Below are 20,507 nucleotides of genomic sequence, written 5' to 3'. Positions count from 1 at the left end.
CTTGGTGCGCCAGATCACTGAAATGACCTCCCAGCTTACCGGCCTGGTGAGCCAGGTCGCCGACCAAGCCAATCGCTCGGAAAAAGCCATGGAACGTCAGCGTCACGAGACGGACCAGGTGGCTACTGCGATCAACGAAATGTCCTCCGCGGCCCATGAAGTAGCCCGCAGTGCCCAAGGCGCGGCGGTTGCGGCGCAGCAGACTGACGCCGAAGGCCAGGCCGCGAAAAAAGTCGTGGATGGCAGCATCGCGCAGATTCACGCGCTGGTGAGCGACATCCGCACCAGCGGCGTATCTCTGGACAGCTTGCAGCAGGACGTTTCCTCGATTGTCAGTGTGCTGGGGGTGATCCGCTCGATTGCCGAGCAGACCAACTTGCTTGCCCTCAACGCCGCGATTGAAGCCGCGCGGGCAGGGGAGGCCGGCCGTGGGTTTGCCGTGGTCGCCGACGAAGTTCGGGCGCTGGCCAGCCGCACCCAGCAGAGCACCCAGGAAATCCAGGGCATGATCGACCGCCTGCAAAAAGGCACCGAAGCCGCCGTGGAATCCATGCGCCGCTCCAGCGACGCCGGCGACGGGACTTCGGCCAAGGCTAACGAAGCCGGTGCGTCCCTGGACACCATGTCGCAACTGATTGGCACCATCAACTCAATGAACGCGCAGATCGCCAGCGCGGCGGAAGAACAAACCGCCGTGGCCGAAGAGATCAACCGCAGCGTGCATCAGATCGCGGTGGCGGTGGACAGCGTGGCCGATGAAACCCAACAGGGTGCCCAGACCTCCCGCAGCCTGGCGGACCTGGGGCACCGGTTGGGGCAGTTGGTGGGGCAGTTCAGGATTTGATTGCAGGCTTGAGCCATCGGCAACGTCCTGTTGCCGATGGGGCCGGCTAGATTGATCGATCAGGTCAACAGCGCCAAACGTTCCACCGTCTCCGGAAACTTCGCCACCAGCCGAATTAAGGTCGCCGCTTGAGCATTGGGTGTGGCCCGGCCTTGCTCCCAATTTTCCAGGGTCCGGGTGTTGGTGCGCAGGTACATCGCAAACACCGAGCGCGACAGATTGAGTTGTTGACGCACAGCGACTACTTCGTCGGCAGTGAGCGGTGCCAGCTTGCTCAACTGCACCTTGTGGCTGCGCAGCGTTACCTTGCCTTCTCGTTCATCTGCCAGCGCGTCGAGGCCTTCGACCAGTTCGGAAAAGATGTCACGTTTCATGGGTATGCCTACGTAGATTGCGTATAGGCCGGCAACTCTACGGTGGCGCTTGAGAGGGCGATATCAGTAGAGATTGTGTGTGGGGTCAGACAACTCCGCCGTTTCTGTAGGAGCGAGCTTGCTCGCGAAAAACTGAAAAGCGCTGCGTTGTTTCAGATACCCCACGTCATCGTTAACGACCATCGCGAGCAAGCTTGCTCCTACAGTGGAAAGCAAAACGGCGCCCGAAGGCGCCGTTTTGTTTACTGCATCTAACTAAGCGATCAACCCGCCATCACCGCATGCTGCACCAGGGTGAGCAACGGTTGTGGGTACACACCCAGGAAGAACGCCAGCAGGGCGATTGCCAGCAGCATCACGCCGCCTGCTTTCTGCTCCCAGTGCAACTCGGCGTCCACACGGCGCAGGTTTGGCTCGATCAGGTACAAGGTCACCATCACGCGCAGGTAGTAGAAAACGCCGATGGCACTGCCCAGTACCAGGGAGGCCACCAACCACCATTCGTGGGCTTCAACACCGGTCGCCACGATGTAGAACTTGCCGATGAAGCCAGCGGTCAGCGGGATACCGGCCAGGGACAGCATCATCACGGTCAGTACGGCAGTCAGGTACGGACGGCGCCAGAACAGGCCGCGGTATTCGTACAGGGCGTCTGCGTCACGGCCTTTGTAAGGCGAGGACATCAGGGTGATCACACCGAAGGCACCGAGGCTGGTGATCACGTAGGTGACCAGGTACACGCCGATGGCTTCCATCGCCAGGCCCTTGCTCGCCACCAGGGCGATCAGCAGGTAACCGAAGTGCGCGATGGACGAATAACCCAGCAGACGCTTGAGGTTGTTCTGGGTCAGCGCCAGCAGGTTACCGAACAGGATCGAGGCGATGGCGATGATGGTCAGCACGTTGCTGAGTACACCGGTGTTGGCCGCAGGGGAGATCTGGAACAGACGCACCATCACCGCAAACACGGCGACTTTCGACGCAGTAGCCAGGAACGCAGCCACCGGCGCCGGGGCGCCTTCGTACACGTCCGGGGTCCACAGGTGGAATGGCACCAGCGACAGTTTGAACGCCAGGCCGATCAGCATCATGGCCAGGCCCAGTTGGGCGATGGGCGCAGGGCTGCCGGAGGCTGCCAGGGCGTGACCGATACCGCTGAAGCTCAGGCTGCCGGCTTCTGCGTAGAGCAGGGCCATACCGAACAACAGGAACGCGGAACCGGCGGCCGACAGCACCATGTACTTGATGCCGGCTTCCAGGGAGCGCTTGTTGAAGAAGGCATACGCCACCAGGCCGTAGACCGGGATCGACAGCAGTTCCAGGCCGATGAACAAGCCGGCCAGGTGCTGCGCGCTGACCAGCACGATACCGCCGGTCGCAGCCAGCAGGATCAGCAGGTACAGCTCTTCGCGGTTGCCCGGGTAACCCGTGCCGCCTTCGCCGAGGTAGGCGTGGGCGAGGGTGACGCAGGCCAGTGTGGCCACGAGGATCAACGCGATATACAGCAGCGCGAAGTCATCGACCATCAACAGCGGCGTGACCGCCAGCGGTGCGACCTTGAGTGCCGGGATAATCGACAGCAAGGCCAGGTTCAAACCTGCCACGGAAATCAGGAAGGTCTGTGAGTGGTTGCGGCGCCACGCGATCGCCAGCATCACCACCACAACGGTGAGGCTGGAAATCAGCAGCGGCGCAAGCGCGATAAAGTGTTGGATCGTGAATTCCATAGCGCTCTTACCGGGCCGAAGCGAGTTGAGTGAAGGCGGTGCTGAACCATTGCTGCACGCCATGCATCGTTGCGGCAGAGGTATCCAGGAACGGTTGCGGGTACACGCCGATGAACACCAGCAGTACCGCAAGGCCGAGCACCATGATCAGTTCGCGACCGTCCATGCCGTGCAGCACGGTGTCGGACTTGGCCGGGCCGAAGTACGCGCGGTGGATCATGATCAGCGAGTAGACCGAACCGAACACCAGGCCGGAGGTAGCGATTGCGCTGATCCAAGGTGTATGCACGAAGGCACCCATCAGGATCAGGAACTCGCCGATGAAGTTACCGGTACCCGGCAAGCCCAGGGACGCGGCGGCGAAGAACAGGCTGATGGCCGGCAGGTAGGCGATACGCGACCACACGCCACCCATCTCACGCATGTCACGGGTGTGCAGGCGCTCGTACAGTTGGCCACTGAGGATAAACAGTGCCGCTGCCGACACACCGTGCGCCAGCATCTGGATCACCGCACCTTGCAGCGCCAGTTGGCTGCCGGAGTAGATGCCGATCAGTACGAAGCCCATGTGGGAAACGGACGAGAAGGCAATCAGACGCTTGATGTCGGTTTGGGCGAAGGCCAGGAACGCACCGTAGAAGATCCCGATCAGACCGAGGGTCATGGCGATCGGCGCAAACTCGGCCGAGGCATTCGGGAACAGCGGCAGGGCGAAACGCAGCAGGCCGTAGGCCGCCGTCTTCAACAGGATACCGGCCAGGTCCACAGAACCTGCGGTCGGCGCCTGGGCGTGAGCATCAGGCAACCAGGAGTGGAACGGCACCACCGGCAGCTTCACCGCGAACGCGATGAAGAAGCCCAGCATCAGGATGTACTCGGTGGTCAGGGACATCTTGGTTTTCAACAGGTCGGCGTAGTTGAACGTGATCACGCCCGTGCTGTTGAAGTTGACCAGTACCAGACCCAGGATCGCCACCAACATGATCAGGCCGGAAGCCTGGGTGAAGATGAAGAACTTGGTCGCCGCGTAGATCCGGGTTTTCTTGCCGTCCGAAGAACTGTGACCCCAGAGCGCGATGAGGAAGTACATCGGCACCAGCATCATTTCCCAGAAGAAGAAGAACATGAACAGGTCGAGGGCGAGGAACACGCCGACAACACCGCCCAGGATCCACATCAGGTTCAGGTGGAAGAAGCCCACGTGACGCTGGATTTCTTTCCAGGAGCAGAGTACCGAGAGGATACCCAGCAGGCCGGTCAGCAGGATCATCAACAGCGACAGGCCGTCGAGGGCCAGGTGCACGTTGATGCCGAAGCGCTGGATCCACACGTGCTTGAATTCAAGCGCGAAGGTTGGATCGACACCCGGTGCCGGAGCAAATGAATAGTCACCGTGGGCCCACAGCCAGAGGCCGAGCGCGAGTTCCAGGGACATGGTCAGCAACGCAATCCAGCGGGGGAGGGTGGCGCCGAAGCGTTCACCCATCCAGCAGAGCAGGCCGCCGATAAAAGGGATCAGGATTAGCCAGGGCAGAATCATGACGGGCTCGTTTCCTTTCGCAAGTTCGCAAAGTTCGCAATGTGCATAGTCAGACCGCGACCACGATGATGGCGCCGATTACCAGGACGGCACCGGCCGCCATGGAAGCTGCATACCAGCGCAATTGGCCAGTCTCGCTGCGGCTCAGGGCGGTGTGACCGGCCTTGGCGGCGCGCGGGATCAAACCGATGGTCTGGTCGAGCGGGTCTTTGCGCAGCACGTGGCTGATCGCAAGGTACGGCTTGACGAACAGTTTGTCGTAGATCCAGTCGAAGCCCCAGGCAGCGAACCACCAGGCCGAAAGGAAGCGGCCAATGCCACTGTTGGCGATGGCGGTGACGAAGCGGCGCTTGCCGAGGAACAGCAGGGCGGCCAACAGGATGCCGGCGATGGCGATGGCACCCGAGGCGATTTCCAGGCTGTGCTTGGCCGCTCCACCGGCATGCCCGGCACTTTCCGGCAGAACACCGGCCAGTGGCGGGGTGATCATGGCACCGACGAAGGTCGACAGGATGATCAGCACCGACAGTGGCAACCAGTGGGAAATACCGTGGCCTGCATGGGCTTCAGTCTTGGCTTCACCGTGGAACGTGATGAAGATCAGGCGGAAGGTGTACAGCGAGGTCATGAACGCACCCACCAGGCCGGCATACAGCAGGCCGTGGTTACCGCTGGCAAAGGCTTCCCAGAGGATTTCGTCTTTGGAGTAGAAACCTGCGGTCACCAGTGGCAGGGCCGACAAGGCCGCGCCGCCGACGATGAAGCTGGCATAGGCCAACGGCAGTTTCTTCCAAAGGCCGCCCATCTTGAAGATGTTCTGCTCGTGGTGGCAGGCAACGATCACCGCACCGGAAGCAAGGAACAGCAGGGCCTTGAAGAAGGCGTGGGTCATCAGGTGGAAGATCGCGCCGTCCCAGGCACCGACGCCCAGGGCCAGGAACATGTAGCCGATCTGGCTCATGGTCGAGTAGGCGAGGATACGCTTGATGTCGGTCTGAACCAGGGCCGCGAAGCCGGCCAGTACCAGGGTGACGCCACCCACCAGGCCCACCAGATGCAGAATCTCTGGCGCCAGGGTGAACAGGCCGTGGGTACGGGCAATCAGGTAGACACCGGCGGTCACCATGGTGGCGGCGTGGATCAGTGCCGAAACCGGGGTAGGGCCGGCCATCGCATCCGCCAGCCAGGTTTGCAGCGGCAGTTGCGCGGATTTACCGACAGCGCCGCCCAGCAGCATCAGGGTCGCCAGGGTGATCCAGAAGTCGCCGACCTGGAATTTCTGCGGTGCCAGCACCAGCAGTTCCTGGATGTTCAGCGTGCCCACCTGTTGGAACAGGATGAACAGGCCGATGGCCATGAACACGTCGCCGATCCGGGTCACGATAAAGGCTTTGAGTGCGGCGTTACCGTTGTTGCGGTTGCTGTAGTAGAAACCGATCAACAGGTACGAGCACAGGCCCACGCCTTCCCAGCCGAAGTACAGGAACAACAGGTTATCGCCCAGCACCAGGAACAGCATGCTCGCGATAAACAGGTTGGTGTAGGCGAAGAAGCGCGAGTAACCGGCTTCACCGCGCATGTACCAGGACGCGAATAGGTGGATCAGGAAGCCCACACCCACCACCACGCCGAGCATGGTGATCGACAGGCCGTCGACGTAGAGGGCGAAGTTGGGCTTGAAGCCCTCCACCGACATCCACTGCCACAGCACCAGGGTGTAGTGACCGCCTTCAGGTGGCGCAACGTTGAATTGCCAGATGACGTAGGCGGCGACGATCGCCGACAGGCCAATGGAACCCACGCCCACCAGGGCCGAGAGGTTTTCCGACCAGCGTCCACGGGAGAACGACAGCAGCAGGAAACCAATCAGGGGAAATACGAAAGTCAGAAAGATCATGTTCATCCGCGCATCTCACTGGCAGCGTCGATATCAAGCGTGTGGAAGCGACGATACAGTTGCAGCAGGATCGCCAGGCCAATACTGGCCTCGGCGGCTGCCAGGCTGATCACCAGGATGAACATCACTTGTCCATCCGGCTGGCCCCAACGGCTACCGGCCACGATGAACGCGAGTGCCGCGGCGTTCATCATGATTTCCAGGCTCATCAACACGAACAGAATGTTGCGGCGGACCATCAGGCCGACCAGGCCAAGGCAGAACAGGATGCCGGCGACCGCCAGACCATGCTCCAAAGGGATAGCAGGCATCGTCATTGCTCCTTGGCTTCGTTGCGGCCCAAGTGGAAGGCGGTGATGGCCGCAGCGAGCAGCAGCATCGAAGCCAGTTCGACCACCAGCAGGTACGGGCCGAACAGGCTGATGCCCACGGCTTTCGCGTCTACGGTGGTGTGGCCGATGGCCTGGCCGCTCTGGTGAGCGAACAGCACATACAGCAGTTCAGCCAGCAGCAGGGCTGCCAGGATCACCGGGCCGAGCCAGATGCCGGGCTTGAGCCAGACGCGTTCCTGGGCGACCGAGGCCGGCCCCAGGTTGAGCATCATCACCACAAACACGAACAGCACCATGATGGCGCCGGCGTAGGCGATCACTTCCAGCACACCGGCGAACGGTGCGCCGAGGCTGAAGAAGGTCATGGCCACGGCGATCAGCGAAATGATCAGGTAGAGCAGGGCGTGCACGGGGTTAGTGTTAGTGATCACGCGAAGCGTGGACACCACTGCAATACCCGATGCGAAATAGAAAGCGAATTCCATCTTTCTTCCTTAAGGCAGCAAGCTCTTCACGTTGATCGGCTCGGCTTCGTTTTGTGCGGCGCCTTTCGGCTTACCGGCAACGGCCATACCTGCAACACGATAGAAGTTGTAATCAGGGTTTTTACCGGGACCAGAGATCAGCAGATCTTCTTTCTCGTACACCAGGTCCTGACGTTTGAACTCGGCCATCTCGAAATCCGGTGTCAGCTGGATCGCGGTGGTCGGGCAAGCTTCCTCGCAGAGGCCGCAGAAAATGCAGCGCGAGAAGTTGATGCGGAAGAAGTCCGGGTACCAGCGACCGTCTTCGGTTTCAGCTTTCTGCAGCGAGATGCAACCCACCGGGCATGCCACGGCGCACAGGTTACAGGCCACGCAGCGCTCTTCGCCGTCGGGGTCGCGGGTCAGGACAATGCGGCCGCGATAACGCGGCGGCAGGTACACCGCCTCTTCCGGGTATTGCAGGGTGTCGCGTTTGCGAAAGCCGTGACCGAACACCATCACCAGGCTTCGCAACTGGGTACCGGTACCCTTAACGATGTCGCCAATATATTTGAACATGGGTCAAATCCTCACTGAACCGCGCCCGCTGGCGTGTTCAACAACACAACGGCAGCAGTCACCAGCAAATTGATCAGGGTCAGCGGCAGGCAGAATCGCCAGCTGAAATCCATCACCTGGTCATACCGTGGACGCGGGATGGAAGCGCGCAGCAGGATGAACAACATGATGAAGAACGCGGTCTTCAGGAAGAACCAGAAGAACGCCAGCTGCGGCAGGATGCCGAACGGACCGTGCCAGCCACCGAAGAACAGCGTGACCAGCAGGGCCGAGATCAAGATGATGCCGATGTACTCACCTACGAAGAACATGCCCCATTTCATGCCGGCGTATTCAATGTGGTAACCGTCGGCCAGTTCCTGTTCCGCTTCCGGCTGGTCGAACGGGTGACGGTGAGTCACGGCGACGCCAGCGATGAAGAAGGTGCAGAAGCCAAAGAACTGCGGAATGATGAACCACAGGTTCTGCGCCTGGTACTCGACGATGTCGCGCATGTTGAACGAGCCCACCTGCACCACGATGCCCATCAGCGCGAGGCCCATGAACACTTCGTAGGAGACGGTCTGGGCCGAAGCCCGCAAGCTGCCCAGGAGGGCGAACTTGTTGTTGCTCGACCAACCGGCGAACAGCACCGCGTAGACCGACAAGCCGGCCATGGCGAAGAAGAACAGCAAGCCGATGTTCAGGTCCGCCACGCCCCAGGTCGGGGTGATCGGGATGATTGCGAAGGCAATCAGCAAGGCGCTCATGGCCACGACCGGTGCCAGGGTGAAGATCACCTTGTCGGCAAACGGCGGGGTCCAGTCTTCCTTGAAGAACATTTTCAGCATGTCGGCGGCGATCTGGAACATACCAAACGGGCCAACGCGGTTCGGACCGTAACGGTCCTGCCACCAGCCCAGCAGGCGACGTTCGACGAAGCTGAGCAAGGCGCCCGCCACGACCACGGCCAACAGGATCACGATGGCCTTGACCACCGCGATGATCACGTCGATCACTTCAGGGGTGAACCAGGTCATTGAGCTGCCTCCTGCAGACCGTCAACGGTGAGGCCGAAGATCGCTGGAGGAATTCCCGCGAGGCCTTTTGGCAATGCAACCAGGCCAGCACCCAACTCTTCGTTGATGCGCAGTGGCAGACGCAGGGTCTTGCCGGCGACGTTCAAGCTGAGCAGGGCACCGTCGTTGACGCCCAGGCGGTCGGCTTCGGACTTGGCAACAGACACGTAGGCTTGTGGGATGCGCTCTTGTACCGGCGCGGCTTTGGAAGAGGTTTCTTCGCTGCCGAACAGGTGGAAGAACGGCACAACCTGCCAGGTGCCCTGGGCCGGATTGAATGGACGCGGAACGCTGGCGAACCAGTTCAGCGAGTCACCGGTGCTTTCGATCAGGCGGGTGCCCGGGTCGCCAGCGCGGATGTGACCACCGACTTCGTCCTGGAACTTGTTCCAGGCTTGCGGCGAGTTCCAGCCCGGCGACCAGGCAAATGGCACCTGCTGACGTGGCTCGACCGACCCCGAGTAACCTTCCATGGAGAAGGCGAACGCGGTGTCGTTGTCTTGTGGCGTACGTGGCTCATGCACGCTGATGTCAGCACGCATGGCGGTACGGCCGGAGTAACGCAGCGGTTCACGGGCCAGTTTCATGCCCTTGATGCGGAACGAGGCAGACGGTGCCGCGTCGACGATGCGTGCCAGTTGCGGTGCGGCTGCGGCTGTGGCGGCAGTCACGTGGTCGAGCTGGGTCCAGTCGATCGGCTGGTTCAGCAGGGTAGCGCGCAGGGCATGCAGCCAGCGCCAGCCTTCGTGAACCAGGATGCTGGCGTCCATGTACTTCGGATCGAATACCTGGAAGAAGCGCTGGGCGCGGCCTTCCTGGCTGACCAGGGTACCGTCGCCTTCAGCAAAGCTGGCGGCGGGCAGTACCAGGTGGGCGCGGTCGCTGGTGGCGGTTTTCTGGTGGTCGGCAACGATCACCACTTTGGCCGCGTTCAGCGCTGCGTCGATCTTGGCCGAATCAGTACGGGTGTACAGGTCGTTTTCCAGTACCACGATCGCATCGGCGCTGCCGTCGGTCACGGCTTGCAGGGCGGCGTCCAGGGACTCGCCACCGAGCATGGCCAGGCCAAGGCTGTTAGCCTCTGGCACGATCAGGCTGATGGAACCGTTCTTCTCGCGCAGCTTCAAGGCTTTGGCAATGTTGGCAGCGGCTTCGATCAGCGCCTTGGAACCCAGCGAGGTACCGGCAATGATCAATGGACGCTTGGCGGCTAGCAGGGCGTCAGCAATACGCTTGGCCAGTTCAACGGCTTCAGCGTCCAGGCCTTCAACGGCCGGCGCGCTGGCGTCGAGGGCGTGGGCCACGGCGAAACCGATGCGGGCCAGGTCGTCAGGCGCGGCGTGTACGCATTCTTCAGCGATGTCGTCGAGCTTGGTTTCAGCCAGGCTGGCGATAAACAGCGGGTTCAGCGCGTGCTGGCCGATGTTTTTCACCGCAGCGTCGAGCCAAGGCTGGACGCGCATGGCGTCGGCCATGTCTTCGGCCTTGCCTTTTACCGACTGGCGCAGGGACAGGGCCACGCGTGCAGCGGTTTGGGTCAGGTCTTCACCGAGGACGAAGATCGCATCGTGGTCTTCGATGTCGCGCATGTTCGGAACCGGCAGCGGGCTGTCGTTCAGAACTTGCAGCACCAGGCGGATACGCTCCAGCTCACCGGCTTCGATACCCGAGTAGAAGTGTTCGGCGCCTACCAGCTCGCGCAACGCGTAGTTGCTTTCGAGGCTGGCGCGGGGCGAACCGATACCGACGATGTTGCGACCGCGCAGCAGGTCAGCAGCTTTATCCAGTGCTTCGTCGAGGCTCAGCTTGGCGCCACCGGCCAGCAGTGGCTGACGTGGGCGGTCTTCGCGGTTGACGTAGCCATAGCCGAAACGGCCACGGTCGCACAGGAAGTACTGGTTGACCGAACCGTTGAAGCGGTTTTCGATCCGACGCAGTTCGCCGTAGCGCTCGCCCGGGGAGATGTTGCAACCGCTGGAGCAGCCATGGCAGATGCTCGGCGAGAACTGCATGTCCCACTTACGGTTGTAGCGCTCGGAGTGAGTCTTGTCGGTGAACACGCCGGTCGGGCAGACCTCGGTGAGGTTGCCGGAGAACTCGCTTTCCAGGGTGCCGTCTTCAACGCGACCGAAGTACACGTTGTCGTGGGCGCCGAACACACCGAGGTCGGTACCGCCGGCGTAGTCCTTATAGAAGCGCACGCAGCGGTAGCAAGCGATGCAGCGGTTCATCTCGTGGGAAATGAACGGGCCCAGTTGCTGGTTCTGGTGGGTGCGCTTGGTGAAGCGATACCGGCGCTCGTTGTGGCCGGTCATCACGGTCATGTCTTGCAGGTGGCAGTGGCCGCCTTCTTCACACACAGGGCAGTCGTGCGGGTGGTTGGTCATCAGCCATTCGACGACGCTGGCGCGAAACACTTTCGCTTCTTCGTCTTCGATGGAGATCCAGCTGCCGTCGGTGGCAGGGGTCATGCAGGACATCACGATACGACCACGGGTGTCGTTCTCGTCGGTGTACTGCTTGACCGCGCACTGGCGGCAAGCGCCAACGCTGCCAAGGGCGGGGTGCCAGCAGAAATATGGAATGTCGAGGCCTAGCGACAGACACGCCTGTAACAGGTTGTCTGCCCCATCGACTTCGAGCTCTTTGCCGTCTACGTGGATAGTGGCCATGGTTCAAAGTTCTTCGTTGGCCCGGTGTCAGCGGGCGTGGCTAATGGAATCTTGTTATTCATGTGCATCAACACAGCCTTGAAGGCGTCAGCACATGAGGAGGCGAAGGGCACGGACCCTTCGCCTTTTTAAGCGTTACGCGCCGACTACAATCGGCCTTGCCAGAGGCGGGACGGCGGCGCTGGTAGGCGCGATGCCGGCTTCGAACTCCGAGCGGAAGTATTTGATCGCGCTGCCCAATGGCTCCACGGCGCCCGGTGCGTGAGCACAGAAGGTCTTGCCTGGGCCGAGGAAACCGACCAGACCCAGCAGGGTCTCGATGTCACCCTCGCGGCCTTCGCCGTTTTCCAGGGCCATCAGCAGCTTGACGCTCCATGGCAAACCGTCGCGGCACGGGGTGCAGAAGCCACAGGATTCACGGGAGAAGAACTGCTCCATGTTGCGCAGCAACGACACCATGTTCACGGTGTTGTCCACGGCCATGGCCAGGCCTGTACCCATACGGGTGCCCACCTTGCCGATGCCGCCGGCGTACATTTGTGCGTCCAGGTGCTCAGGCAACAGGAAGCCGGTACCGGCGCCGCCTGGCTGCCAGGCCTTGAGGGTGTAGCCGTCGCGCATGCCGCCGGCGTAGTCCTCGAACAGCTCCCGTGCGGTCACGCCGAAAGGCAGTTCCCACAGGCCCGGGTTCTTGACCTTGCCGGAGAAGCCCATGAGCTTGGTGCCCATGTCTTCGCTGCCTGCGCGGGCCAACGATTTGTACCACTCCACGCCGTCGCCGATGATTGCCGGCACGTTGCACAGGGTTTCAACGTTGTTCACGCAGGTCGGCTTGCCCCACACGCCCACGGCGGCAGGGAAGGGCGGCTTGGAGCGCGGGTTGGCGCGGCGGCCTTCGAGGGAGTTGATCAGTGCGGTTTCTTCACCGCAGATGTAACGCCCGGCGCCGGTGTGCACGAACAGTTCGAAGTCGAAGCCCGAACCGAGGATGTTTTTACCCAGCAGGCCGGCTGCCTTGGCTTCTTCCACGGCACGGGTGAGGTGCTTGGCGGCGGTGGTGTACTCGCCACGCAGGAAGATGTAGCCACGGTAGGTTTTCAGTGCGCGAGCACTGATCAGCATGCCTTCGATCAGCAGATGGGGCAGTTGCTCCATCAGCATGCGGTCTTTCCAGGTGTTCGGCTCCATTTCATCCGCGTTGCACAGCAGGTAGCGGATGTTGATGGATTCGTCTTTCGGCATCAGGCCCCACTTGACCCCGGTGGGGAAGCCTGCACCGCCGCGGCCCTTAAGGCCTGCGTCTTTCACTGTCTGGACGATGTCGTCCTGGGCCATGTCGGCAAAGGCTTTGCGCGCGGCCGCGTAACCGTTCTTGGCCTGGTACTCGTCGAGCCAAACGGCTTCGCCGTCGTCACGCAGGCGCCAGGTCAGCGGGTGAGTCTCAGCCGTGCGCTTGATGCGGTTGGCAGGACCGAAGGAAGTCAGGGTCATGGGTAGCCCTCGAGCAATTGGGTGACGCCAGCAGGCTGCACGTCACCGAATGTGTCGTCGTCGATCATCAACGCCGGCGCCTTGTCACAGTTGCCCAGGCAGCACACCGGCAGCAGCGTGAAGCGGCCGTCCGGAGTGGTTTGGCCCAGGCCGATGCCCAGCTTGCTCTGGATTTCGCTGACCACGGACTCGTGGCCACCGATGTAGCAGACCATGCTGTCGCACACGCGAATGATGTGGCGGCCAACCGGCTGGCGGAAGATCTGGCTGTAGAACGTCGCCACGCCTTCAACGTCGCTGGCGGGGATGCCGAGGATCTCGCCGATGGCGTAGAGGGCGCCGTCGGGCACCCAGCCACGTTCCTTCTGGACGATCTTCAAGGCTTCGATCGACGCCGCGCGCGGGTCTTCGTAGTGATGCAGCTCGTGCTCGATGGCCGAGCGCTCGGTTTCACTCAAGGTGAAACGGTCTGTCTGGATAAGCGTGCTATTCATGCTTAGCGGTCCACGTCGGCCATAACGAAATCGATACTACCCAGGTACGCAATCAAGTCCGCGACCATTTCACCTTTGATCACCGAAGGGATCTGCTGCAGGTGCGGGAAGCTTGGCGTACGAATCCGGGTGCGGTAGCTCATGGTGCCGCCATCGCTCGTCAGGTAATAACTGTTGATACCCTTGGTCGCTTCGATCATCTGGAAGGACTCGTTGGCCGGCATCACCGGGCCCCACGAAACTTGCAGGAAGTGCGTGATCAGGGTTTCGATGTGTTGCAGCGTGCGCTCTTTCGGCGGCGGCGTGGTCAGCGGGTGATCCGCCTTGTACGGGCCTTCCGGCATGTTGCGCATGCACTGTTCGATGATCTTCAGGCTCTGGCGCATTTCTTCGACGCGCACGATGCAGCGGTCGTAGGCATCGCCGTTGGCCGCCAGCGGGACTTCGAATTCGAAGTTCTGGTAGCCGGAGTACGGGCGCGCTTTACGCAGGTCGAAATCGCAACCGGTGGAACGCAGGCCAGCACCGGTGACGCCCCATTCCAGGGCCTCTTTGGTGTTGTACTGGGCGACGCCGATGGTCCGGCCCTTGAGGATGCTGTTGTCCAGGGCGGCTTTCTGGTACTCGTCCAGACGCTTGGGCATCCAGTCGATGAATTCCTTGACCAGGCGCTCCCAGCCACGCGGCAGATCGTGGGCAACACCGCCGATGCGGTACCAGGCCGGGTGCAGGCGGAAGCCGGTGATGGCTTCGATGACCTTGTAGGCGCGCTGACGGTCGGTGAAGGTGAAGAACACCGGGGTCATGGCGCCGACGTCCTGGATATAGGTACCCAGGAACAGCAGGTGGCTGGTGATCCGGAAGAACTCGGCCATCATGATGCGGATGGTGTCGACCTTGTCCGGCACCTTGATGCCGGCCAGCTTCTCGACCGAGAGCACGTACGGCAGGTTGTTCATCACGCCGCCGAGGTAGTCGATACGGTCGGTGTACGGGATGAAGCTGTGCCACGACTGACGCTCGGCCATCTTCTCGGCACCACGGTGGTGGTAGCCGATGTCCGGCACGCAGTCGACGATTTCTTCGCCGTCCAGTTGCAGGATGATGCGGAAGGCACCGTGAGCCGAAGGGTGGTTCGGGCCCAGGTTGAGGAACATGTAGTCCTCGTTGGTGCCGGAGCGCTTCATGCCCCAGTCTTCCGGACGGAAGCGTGCAGCCTCTTCTTCAAGCTGTTGCTTGGCGAGGGTCAGGCTGAAGGGATCGAATTCGGTGGCGCGGGCAGGGAAGTCCTTGCGCAGCGGGTGACCTTCCCAGGTCGGCGGCATCATGATGCGCGTCAGGTGCGGGTGACCCGGGAAGTCGATGCCGAACATGTCCCACACTTCACGCTCGTACCAGTTGGCGTTGGGCCAGATACCGGTCACGGTCGGAACGCTCAGGTCGCTCTCGGAGAGGGCCACCTTGATCATCACGTCGCTGTTACGTTCCAGAGACATCAGGTGGTAGAACACGGTGAAATCGGCGCCGCTCGGCAGTCCCTGGCGCTTGGTGCGCAGGCGCTCGTCCACGCCATGCAGGTCATAGAGCATGACGTATGGCTTGGGCAGGTTGCGCAGGAAGCTCAGGACTTCGACGAGCCTGGCACGCGCCACCCACAGCACCGGCATACCGGTGCGTGTGGCCTGGGCGGTGAAGGCGTCAGGGCCAAAACGGTTATTGAGTTCGACGACCACATCCTGGTCGTCTGCCTTATAAGGCGGGATGTACAGAGCACTGCCTGTAGTCATGGTTTTTTATCGCTTTCGGTCAACGTAAAGAATGAAGCCAGGTTTTCGTTCTATAAAAGAAGCGGTTCTGGATCAGACTTCGTCGGGGCTGCGCAGGTTGGTTACCTGAATACGCTGTTCGCGGCGCTGTTCCTTTTGTGACGGCATCTCGGCGCGGTATACGCCTTGATCTCCGACAACCCAGGAAAGTGGGCGACGCTCCTTGCCAATCGATTCCTGCAACAGCATCAAGCCTTGCAGAAATGCTTCAGGGCGGGGCGGGCAGCCAGGCACGTAGACGTCCACGGGCAGGAACTTGTCCACCCCCTGAACTACGGAGTAGATGTCGTACATGCCACCGGAGTTGGCGCACGAACCCATGGAGATAACCCACTTTGGCTCGAGCATTTGCTCGTAGAGACGCTGAATGATCGGCGCCATCTTGATAAAGCAGGTACCGGCGATAACCATGAAATCCGCCTGACGCGGCGATGCCCGGATAACTTCGGCGCCAAAGCGCGCGATGTCGTGGGGCGCCGTGAAGGCGGTGGTCATTTCCACGTAGCAGCAGGACAGACCGAAGTTGTACGGCCACAGGGAGTTCTTACGTCCCCAGTTGACCGCGCCACTCAGCACGTCTTCCAGCTTGCCCATGTAGATGTTTTTGTGGACTTGGTCTTCTAACGGATCGGAAACGGTTTCCCGTTCGCCGATGGGGTACTGCTCGTTAGGAGCATCCGGGTCGATCCTGGTGAGATTGTATTGCATCGCCAAAGCCTCATTGTTTCAGCTTCGCTTGCCGCTTACGACGAGCTTCCGGAGCCCAGTCAAGGGCGCCTACTCGGAATAGGTAGACAAGGCCTGCCAACAGAATTGCTATGAAAACGAGGGCTTCGACGAATCCGGTCCAGCCGCTTTCGCGGACGGACACAGACCAGGCAAAGAGAAAAAGGGCTTCGATATCGAAGATCACGAAGAGCATCGCGACCAGATAGAATTTGGCTGAGAGCCGCAAGCGGGCGCCACCTGTAGGCAGCATGCCGGACTCGAACGGTTCATTTTTGCTGCGGCCCCAGGCTTTTGACCCGAGGAGGCTGGAGACACCGAGCATGAAGGCGCAGAGGCCGACAACACCGAGGAGGAAAATGGCAAAGCCCCAGTTGTGGGCCATGAGTCCTGTCGCTTCGGTCATGCTGGAAATCCTTAACAGAGAGCAAAGGTCTCTGAGCTCGAAAAAGTAACGATGCAGTGACGATATGTCGCAGCGCAATCAATCGCGGTGATTTTATGGCTAAACACCGGGCAAGTAAAATTCCTATAGCGAAATTATTCGATGGAATAAGGACATAGTGCACCTTCTTGGGGCTGTAGCCCTTGTGGGGCGGGCATTAGCGGGCATTTCACCAATTATGTTTTGTTTAAGCTGTAAAGAAGTTTTCATGCTCTAAATGATAATGAATATTGTTTGCGTGGGTTTTAAACAGCTGTTCGGGGTTTAGCGGAGGAAGTTGCTGTTACTTGTGCGGGTGGTGTTAGTTGGTAAAGCGGATCTTTTAACTGACTTTGCGGACGCGGATACCGCTCTGGATCAATGTTTTGGTCGAAATTTGGTTGTGGGGGGGGCTGTGTACATATCCGTTGCTGCGGTAACGGCGGCTTATGGTTCCGCTCTTACAGCGGCTCACTTTGGAAAAGCCCCAAAGTAAGCAAAGGGCTCTGCCCCGCCTGTCGGCGCCTCGCTAGGGCTCGGCGTTCCCTCACTCCGGCATTGCTCCGCGGGCCGCCGCGACGGGCCATCCATGGCCCGGCGCGGCTAAACCGGCGTCCTGCCGGTTTACCCGCTCCGCAATACCTGCGTTCGGCCTCGGGCTTATTGGGGCAGTCAGATCAAGATCAAAAGCAAGAGCACAGCGGCCTACCGGCCGGCTTGAGTGTTAAAAGCAAAGGCTAGATCCAGAGCGAAAGCCAAATCTGAAGCTGATGCAGCTCTGCTTTTCTGTGGGAGCTGGCTTGCCTGCGATGCAGACAACTCGGTGCATCAGGTACACCCAGTTGATGCCATCGCAGGCAAGCCAGCTCCCACATTTGACCGTGCCCGCTTTAGCTTTTGATTTGGCTTTTGCTCTTCAACACTCAAGCCGGCCGGGAGGCCGCTGTGCTCTTGCTGTTGATCTTGATCTTAGGCGCCCCGTTAAACCACGCTGGCCGAACGCAGGCTTTGGAGCGTGGGTAACCCGGCAGGACGCCGGGTTAGCCGTCCTGGGCCAAGGATGGCCCATGACGGCGGCCCACGGTCCAAAGCCGGAGTGAGGGCACACCGAGCCTAGGCGAGGTGCCGAGTGGTGGGGCAAGAGCGTTTTGCTTACTTTTGCGCTGTTCAAAAGTGAGCCGCTGTAAGAGCGGAACCAATAGAGGTCATCACCCAAATAACGGATATACACCCATTTCAGAGCCGCAAAAAAAACGCCCCGAACCAGTCGGGGCGTCAGATCATGCGGCACTGCGGTTAGGTCTTCCTTGGGGCCGCAGTGGCCGTGTACTCAGTATTTAGTGGAACTGCTCTTCTTCAGTCGAACCAGTCAGCGCAGTCACGGACGAGGTGCCGCCCTGGATCACGGTGGTCATGTCGTCGAAATAGCCAGTGCCCACTTCCTGCTGGTGCGCCACAAAGGTGTAACCCTTGGCAGCATCAGCGAACTCCTGCTCCTGCAGCTTCACGTAGGCAGTCATGTCATTGCGGGCGTAGTCATGCGCCAGGTTGAACATGCTGTGCCACATGTTGTGAATGCCGGCCAGGGTGATGAATTGGTGCTTGTAGCCCATGGCAGACAGCTCACGCTGGAACTTGGCGATGGTCGCGTCGTCCAGGTTCTTCTTCCAGTTGAAAGAAGGCGAGCAGTTGTAGGACAGCAGTTGGTCCGGGTATTCCTTCTTGATGGCTTCGGCAAAGCGACGAGCTTCGTCCAGGTCCGGCTTGGCAGTTTCGCACCAGATCAGGTCGGCGTACGGCGCGTAGGCCAGGCCGCGAGCGATCGCCTGGTCGAGACCGGCGCGCACTTTATAGAAGCCTTCCTGGGTACGTTCGCCAGTCACGAACGGCTGGTCGTACGGGTCGCAATCCGAGGTCAGCAGGTCAGCCGCGTTGGCATCGGTACGGGCCAGGATAATGGTCGGAGTGCCAGCAACGTCAGCAGCCAGACGAGCAGCCGTCAGCTTTTGAACAGCTTCCTGGGTTGGAACCAGTACCTTGCCGCCCATGTGGCCGCATTTCTTCACTGATGCAAGCTGGTCTTCGAAGTGAACGCCGGCAGCGCCCGCCTCGATCATGCTCTTCATCAGCTCGTAAGCGTTCAGTACGCCGCCGAAACCGGCTTCAGCGTCTGCAACGATCGGTGCGAAGTAGTCGATGTAGCCTTCGTCGCCCGGGCCTTTACCGGCTTTCCACTGGATTTGGTCGGCGCGGCGGAACGAGTTGTTGATGCGCTTGACCACGGTTGGCACGGAGTCCACCGGGTACAGCGATTGGTCGGGGTACATGGATTCAGCGGAGTTGTTGTCCGCTGCCACTTGCCAGCCGGACAGGTAGATCGCCTGGATACCGGCTTTTACCTGTTGAACTGCTTGGCCGCCAGTAAGGGCGCCCATGCAGTTGACGAAATCTTTTTCGGGACGGAAGGACGGCTTGGCACCTTGGGTGACCAGCTTCCACAGCTTCTCGGCGCCGAGTTTTGCAAAGGTGTGCTCAGGTTGAACCGAGCCACGCAGGCGGACGACGTCAGCAGCGGAATAAGCGCGGGTCACGCCTTTCCAGCGTGGGTTTTCAGCCCAGTCTTTTTCAAGGGCTGCAATTTGCTGTTCGCGTGTCAGTGCCATGGGGGAAAACCTCGTCGCATAGGTCTAGGTGGAAAATTCCATTTGCCAGCCACGTAATCACTGCGTGGTTATGGCTGCTCGCTGACCAGAAGCTTAGGCGGTCAAGTCAGGCTTGGCGGGGAAGGCGACGGGATGAACGAGTGGCGAGAGGGGGAGTTGAGCAGGTAGGGGCGAACTGCGAACAGTCTTCGGGCGTCGTGGGCCTTTGTACGATCCATCAGTGTGTTGCCGGGTTACCTGGTTAGCTTCCGTCCCTCGGGACAACTTCGTTCCAGTCGCAACCTCGTCAAACACACCTTGTGGGCGGTACAGACACGAATCGGCTCAGGTGGGTAGCTTAGAGCGACGATCCGAAGGCCCTTGCCAGGGCCCCTGATTAGCGGGAGCGAGGCCATCATGCCCATGCTTTTTTGGATCGTCAAATGTTTTGTAGTGCTTTTTTTAAAGCACTACATCTTTAGTCTAATACGACTCACCAGTCAGTTTTTGGTGCTTCAGTTCAGGGTCTCGACTTTGACCCGCAATGTCAGATCATCGCGCCCTTGAGTAGAGTAGCTGCGGGTTGTAGTGCTTTTGTCGGCCTGGGTCTGGCGATTGATCCCAGCCAGGGTGATCCACTCGCCCAAGCGTCCGCTGACGGTTGTGTCGGTACTTTGCACGTTCACTACATCGGGACGTTCCTGGCTCATGCGGTCACGATTGGTACTGATGCTCAGGTGAACGGTCTCACCGGTGACGCTGGCGGTGACGTAGAAGCCCTGAGTCACGTTGCGATACTGCGTCTGGTTCTGCGGGCGGCCGTAGGCATCAGGCTGGGTGGTGGTGAGCGGCACGCTCTGGCCGACCTGGATCAACGCGGGCACGCCTTCGCTGGCCTGGATTTGCTGGACCCCACCGTCGCGGCTCTCGGTGCTGTAGGTGATGACCTGAGTTTGATTGTTGCCGTTGCTTTGCTGGTTGTTCTCGTTGGTGTCGACGGTGATCAGCAGGCGCTTGGAAGGTGTATCCAGTTGCGCAAGCAAGGCGCGCAGGCCCTGGATCTTGTCGGGTTCTGCATTCACGATCAGTTGGTTGCCGTAGGCGCTGACGGTGCCGTCCTTGCCGATAAAGTTCTGCGCGACGGGCAACAGGTCAGCGCTGGTGCGGTTGCTCAGGGGCACGACTTCGGTGGCGGCCATCACCGAGAAGCTGGTGGCCAGGAGCAAAGTAGTGAGCAGGGTGCGTAGGGACATGTCCGTTATCTCTGCGAGTCATTAGGCTTGATAGTGCCAGTTTGTCGGCCTGGCGGGGTGCAAGTTGAATCCTAGACGGCAAAAGGCCCTGGCATCGGTGGATGGCAGGGCCTTTTGAGGTATTGCTGATACCGCCTTCGCGAGCAAGCCCGCTCCCACATTTG

At 60.4% G+C, this 20,507-nt stretch carries 17 protein-coding genes; 1 reads left to right on the top strand and 16 read right to left on the bottom strand.

Annotated elements, in window-relative coordinates; genetic code table 11:
• The first annotated feature begins 22 nt into the window (after nt 1–22).
• Nucleotides 23–844, top strand: coding sequence for a methyl-accepting chemotaxis protein (locus tag BLU46_RS33455; protein WP_408003274.1), 822 nt, complete (start codon nt 23–25; stop codon nt 842–844).
• Nucleotides 845–903: 59 nt separating this feature from the next.
• Here BLU46_RS33455 and BLU46_RS03770 read toward each other — a convergent pair whose 3' ends face one another.
• The 16 genes from BLU46_RS03770 to BLU46_RS03685 all read right to left on the bottom strand — a co-directional run bounded on the left by BLU46_RS03770 (nt 904) and on the right by BLU46_RS03685 (nt 20,343).
• A complete protein-coding gene (locus BLU46_RS03770) occupies nt 904–1,218 on the bottom strand; it encodes a helix-turn-helix domain-containing protein (protein WP_017476150.1) in 315 nt (104 codons plus the stop codon).
• A 263-nt stretch (nt 1,219–1,481) separates the two neighbouring features.
• Entirely contained in the window at nt 1,482–2,945 is a 1,464-nt protein-coding gene (gene nuoN, locus BLU46_RS03765) for an NADH-quinone oxidoreductase subunit NuoN (protein WP_017476148.1), read from the bottom strand.
• 7 nt (nt 2,946–2,952) lie between these two features.
• Nucleotides 2,953–4,485, bottom strand: a complete 1,533-nt coding sequence (gene nuoM / locus BLU46_RS03760; RefSeq protein WP_017476147.1) for an NADH-quinone oxidoreductase subunit M — start codon at nt 4,483–4,485, stop codon at nt 2,953–2,955.
• A gap of 49 nt (nt 4,486–4,534) precedes the next feature.
• Nucleotides 4,535–6,388, bottom strand: coding sequence for an NADH-quinone oxidoreductase subunit L (gene nuoL, locus BLU46_RS03755; protein WP_003219559.1), 1,854 nt, complete (start codon nt 6,386–6,388; stop codon nt 4,535–4,537).
• On the bottom strand, nt 6,385–6,693 hold the full coding sequence (nuoK, locus tag BLU46_RS03750; RefSeq protein WP_003219560.1) for an NADH-quinone oxidoreductase subunit NuoK: 309 nt from the start codon (nt 6,691–6,693) through the stop codon (nt 6,385–6,387). The genes nuoL and nuoK overlap by 4 nt, the downstream gene beginning before the upstream one ends.
• A gap of 2 nt (nt 6,694–6,695) precedes the next feature.
• The gene (nuoJ, locus tag BLU46_RS03745) at nt 6,696–7,199 is read right to left on the bottom strand and encodes an NADH-quinone oxidoreductase subunit J (protein ID WP_017476146.1); all 504 of its coding nucleotides are present in this window, start codon (nt 7,197–7,199) and stop codon (nt 6,696–6,698) included.
• 9 nt (nt 7,200–7,208) lie between these two features.
• Nucleotides 7,209–7,757: an NADH-quinone oxidoreductase subunit NuoI gene (gene nuoI / locus BLU46_RS03740; protein ID WP_003174725.1), complete on the bottom strand. Its 549-nt coding sequence runs from the start codon at nt 7,755–7,757 to the stop codon at nt 7,209–7,211.
• Nucleotides 7,758–7,768: 11 nt separating this feature from the next.
• Nucleotides 7,769–8,776: an NADH-quinone oxidoreductase subunit NuoH gene (gene nuoH / locus BLU46_RS03735; protein ID WP_003219563.1), complete on the bottom strand. Its 1,008-nt coding sequence runs from the start codon at nt 8,774–8,776 to the stop codon at nt 7,769–7,771.
• Nucleotides 8,773–11,487 (bottom strand): NADH-quinone oxidoreductase subunit NuoG, encoded by a 2,715-nt coding sequence (gene nuoG, locus BLU46_RS03730; RefSeq protein WP_093198720.1) that lies wholly within the window; start codon nt 11,485–11,487, stop codon nt 8,773–8,775. Before nuoG ends, nuoH begins: the two co-directional genes overlap by 4 nt.
• Nucleotides 11,488–11,622: 135 nt before the next feature.
• A complete protein-coding gene (gene nuoF, locus BLU46_RS03725; protein ID WP_093198717.1) occupies nt 11,623–12,978 on the bottom strand; it encodes an NADH-quinone oxidoreductase subunit NuoF in 1,356 nt (451 codons plus the stop codon).
• The gene (nuoE, locus tag BLU46_RS03720) at nt 12,975–13,472 is read right to left on the bottom strand and encodes an NADH-quinone oxidoreductase subunit NuoE (protein WP_003219568.1); all 498 of its coding nucleotides are present in this window, start codon (nt 13,470–13,472) and stop codon (nt 12,975–12,977) included. The genes nuoF and nuoE overlap by 4 nt, the downstream gene beginning before the upstream one ends.
• 2 nt (nt 13,473–13,474) lie before the next feature.
• Complete coding sequence (gene nuoC, locus BLU46_RS03715) at nt 13,475–15,259, bottom strand: NADH-quinone oxidoreductase subunit C/D (protein WP_093198713.1); 1,785 nt, start codon at nt 15,257–15,259, stop codon at nt 13,475–13,477.
• A gap of 72 nt (nt 15,260–15,331) precedes the next feature.
• Nucleotides 15,332–16,006, bottom strand: coding sequence for a NuoB/complex I 20 kDa subunit family protein (locus BLU46_RS03710; RefSeq protein ID WP_003219572.1), 675 nt, complete (start codon nt 16,004–16,006; stop codon nt 15,332–15,334).
• A 10-nt stretch (nt 16,007–16,016) separates the two neighbouring features.
• The gene (locus tag BLU46_RS03705; protein WP_003219575.1) at nt 16,017–16,430 is read right to left on the bottom strand and encodes an NADH-quinone oxidoreductase subunit A; all 414 of its coding nucleotides are present in this window, start codon (nt 16,428–16,430) and stop codon (nt 16,017–16,019) included.
• A gap of 1,355 nt (nt 16,431–17,785) precedes the next feature.
• The gene (gene aceA / locus BLU46_RS03690) at nt 17,786–19,111 is read right to left on the bottom strand and encodes an isocitrate lyase (RefSeq protein WP_003219577.1); all 1,326 of its coding nucleotides are present in this window, start codon (nt 19,109–19,111) and stop codon (nt 17,786–17,788) included.
• A gap of 494 nt (nt 19,112–19,605) precedes the next feature.
• Nucleotides 19,606–20,343, bottom strand: a complete 738-nt coding sequence (locus BLU46_RS03685) for a secretin N-terminal domain-containing protein (RefSeq protein WP_093198705.1) — start codon at nt 20,341–20,343, stop codon at nt 19,606–19,608.
• Nucleotides 20,344–20,507: the final 164 nt, after the last annotated feature.

Source organism: Pseudomonas yamanorum, assembly GCF_900105735.1.
Taxonomy (GTDB): domain Bacteria; phylum Pseudomonadota; class Gammaproteobacteria; order Pseudomonadales; family Pseudomonadaceae; genus Aquipseudomonas; species Aquipseudomonas yamanorum.
This window is presented reverse-complemented; position numbering and strand designations above follow the sequence as displayed.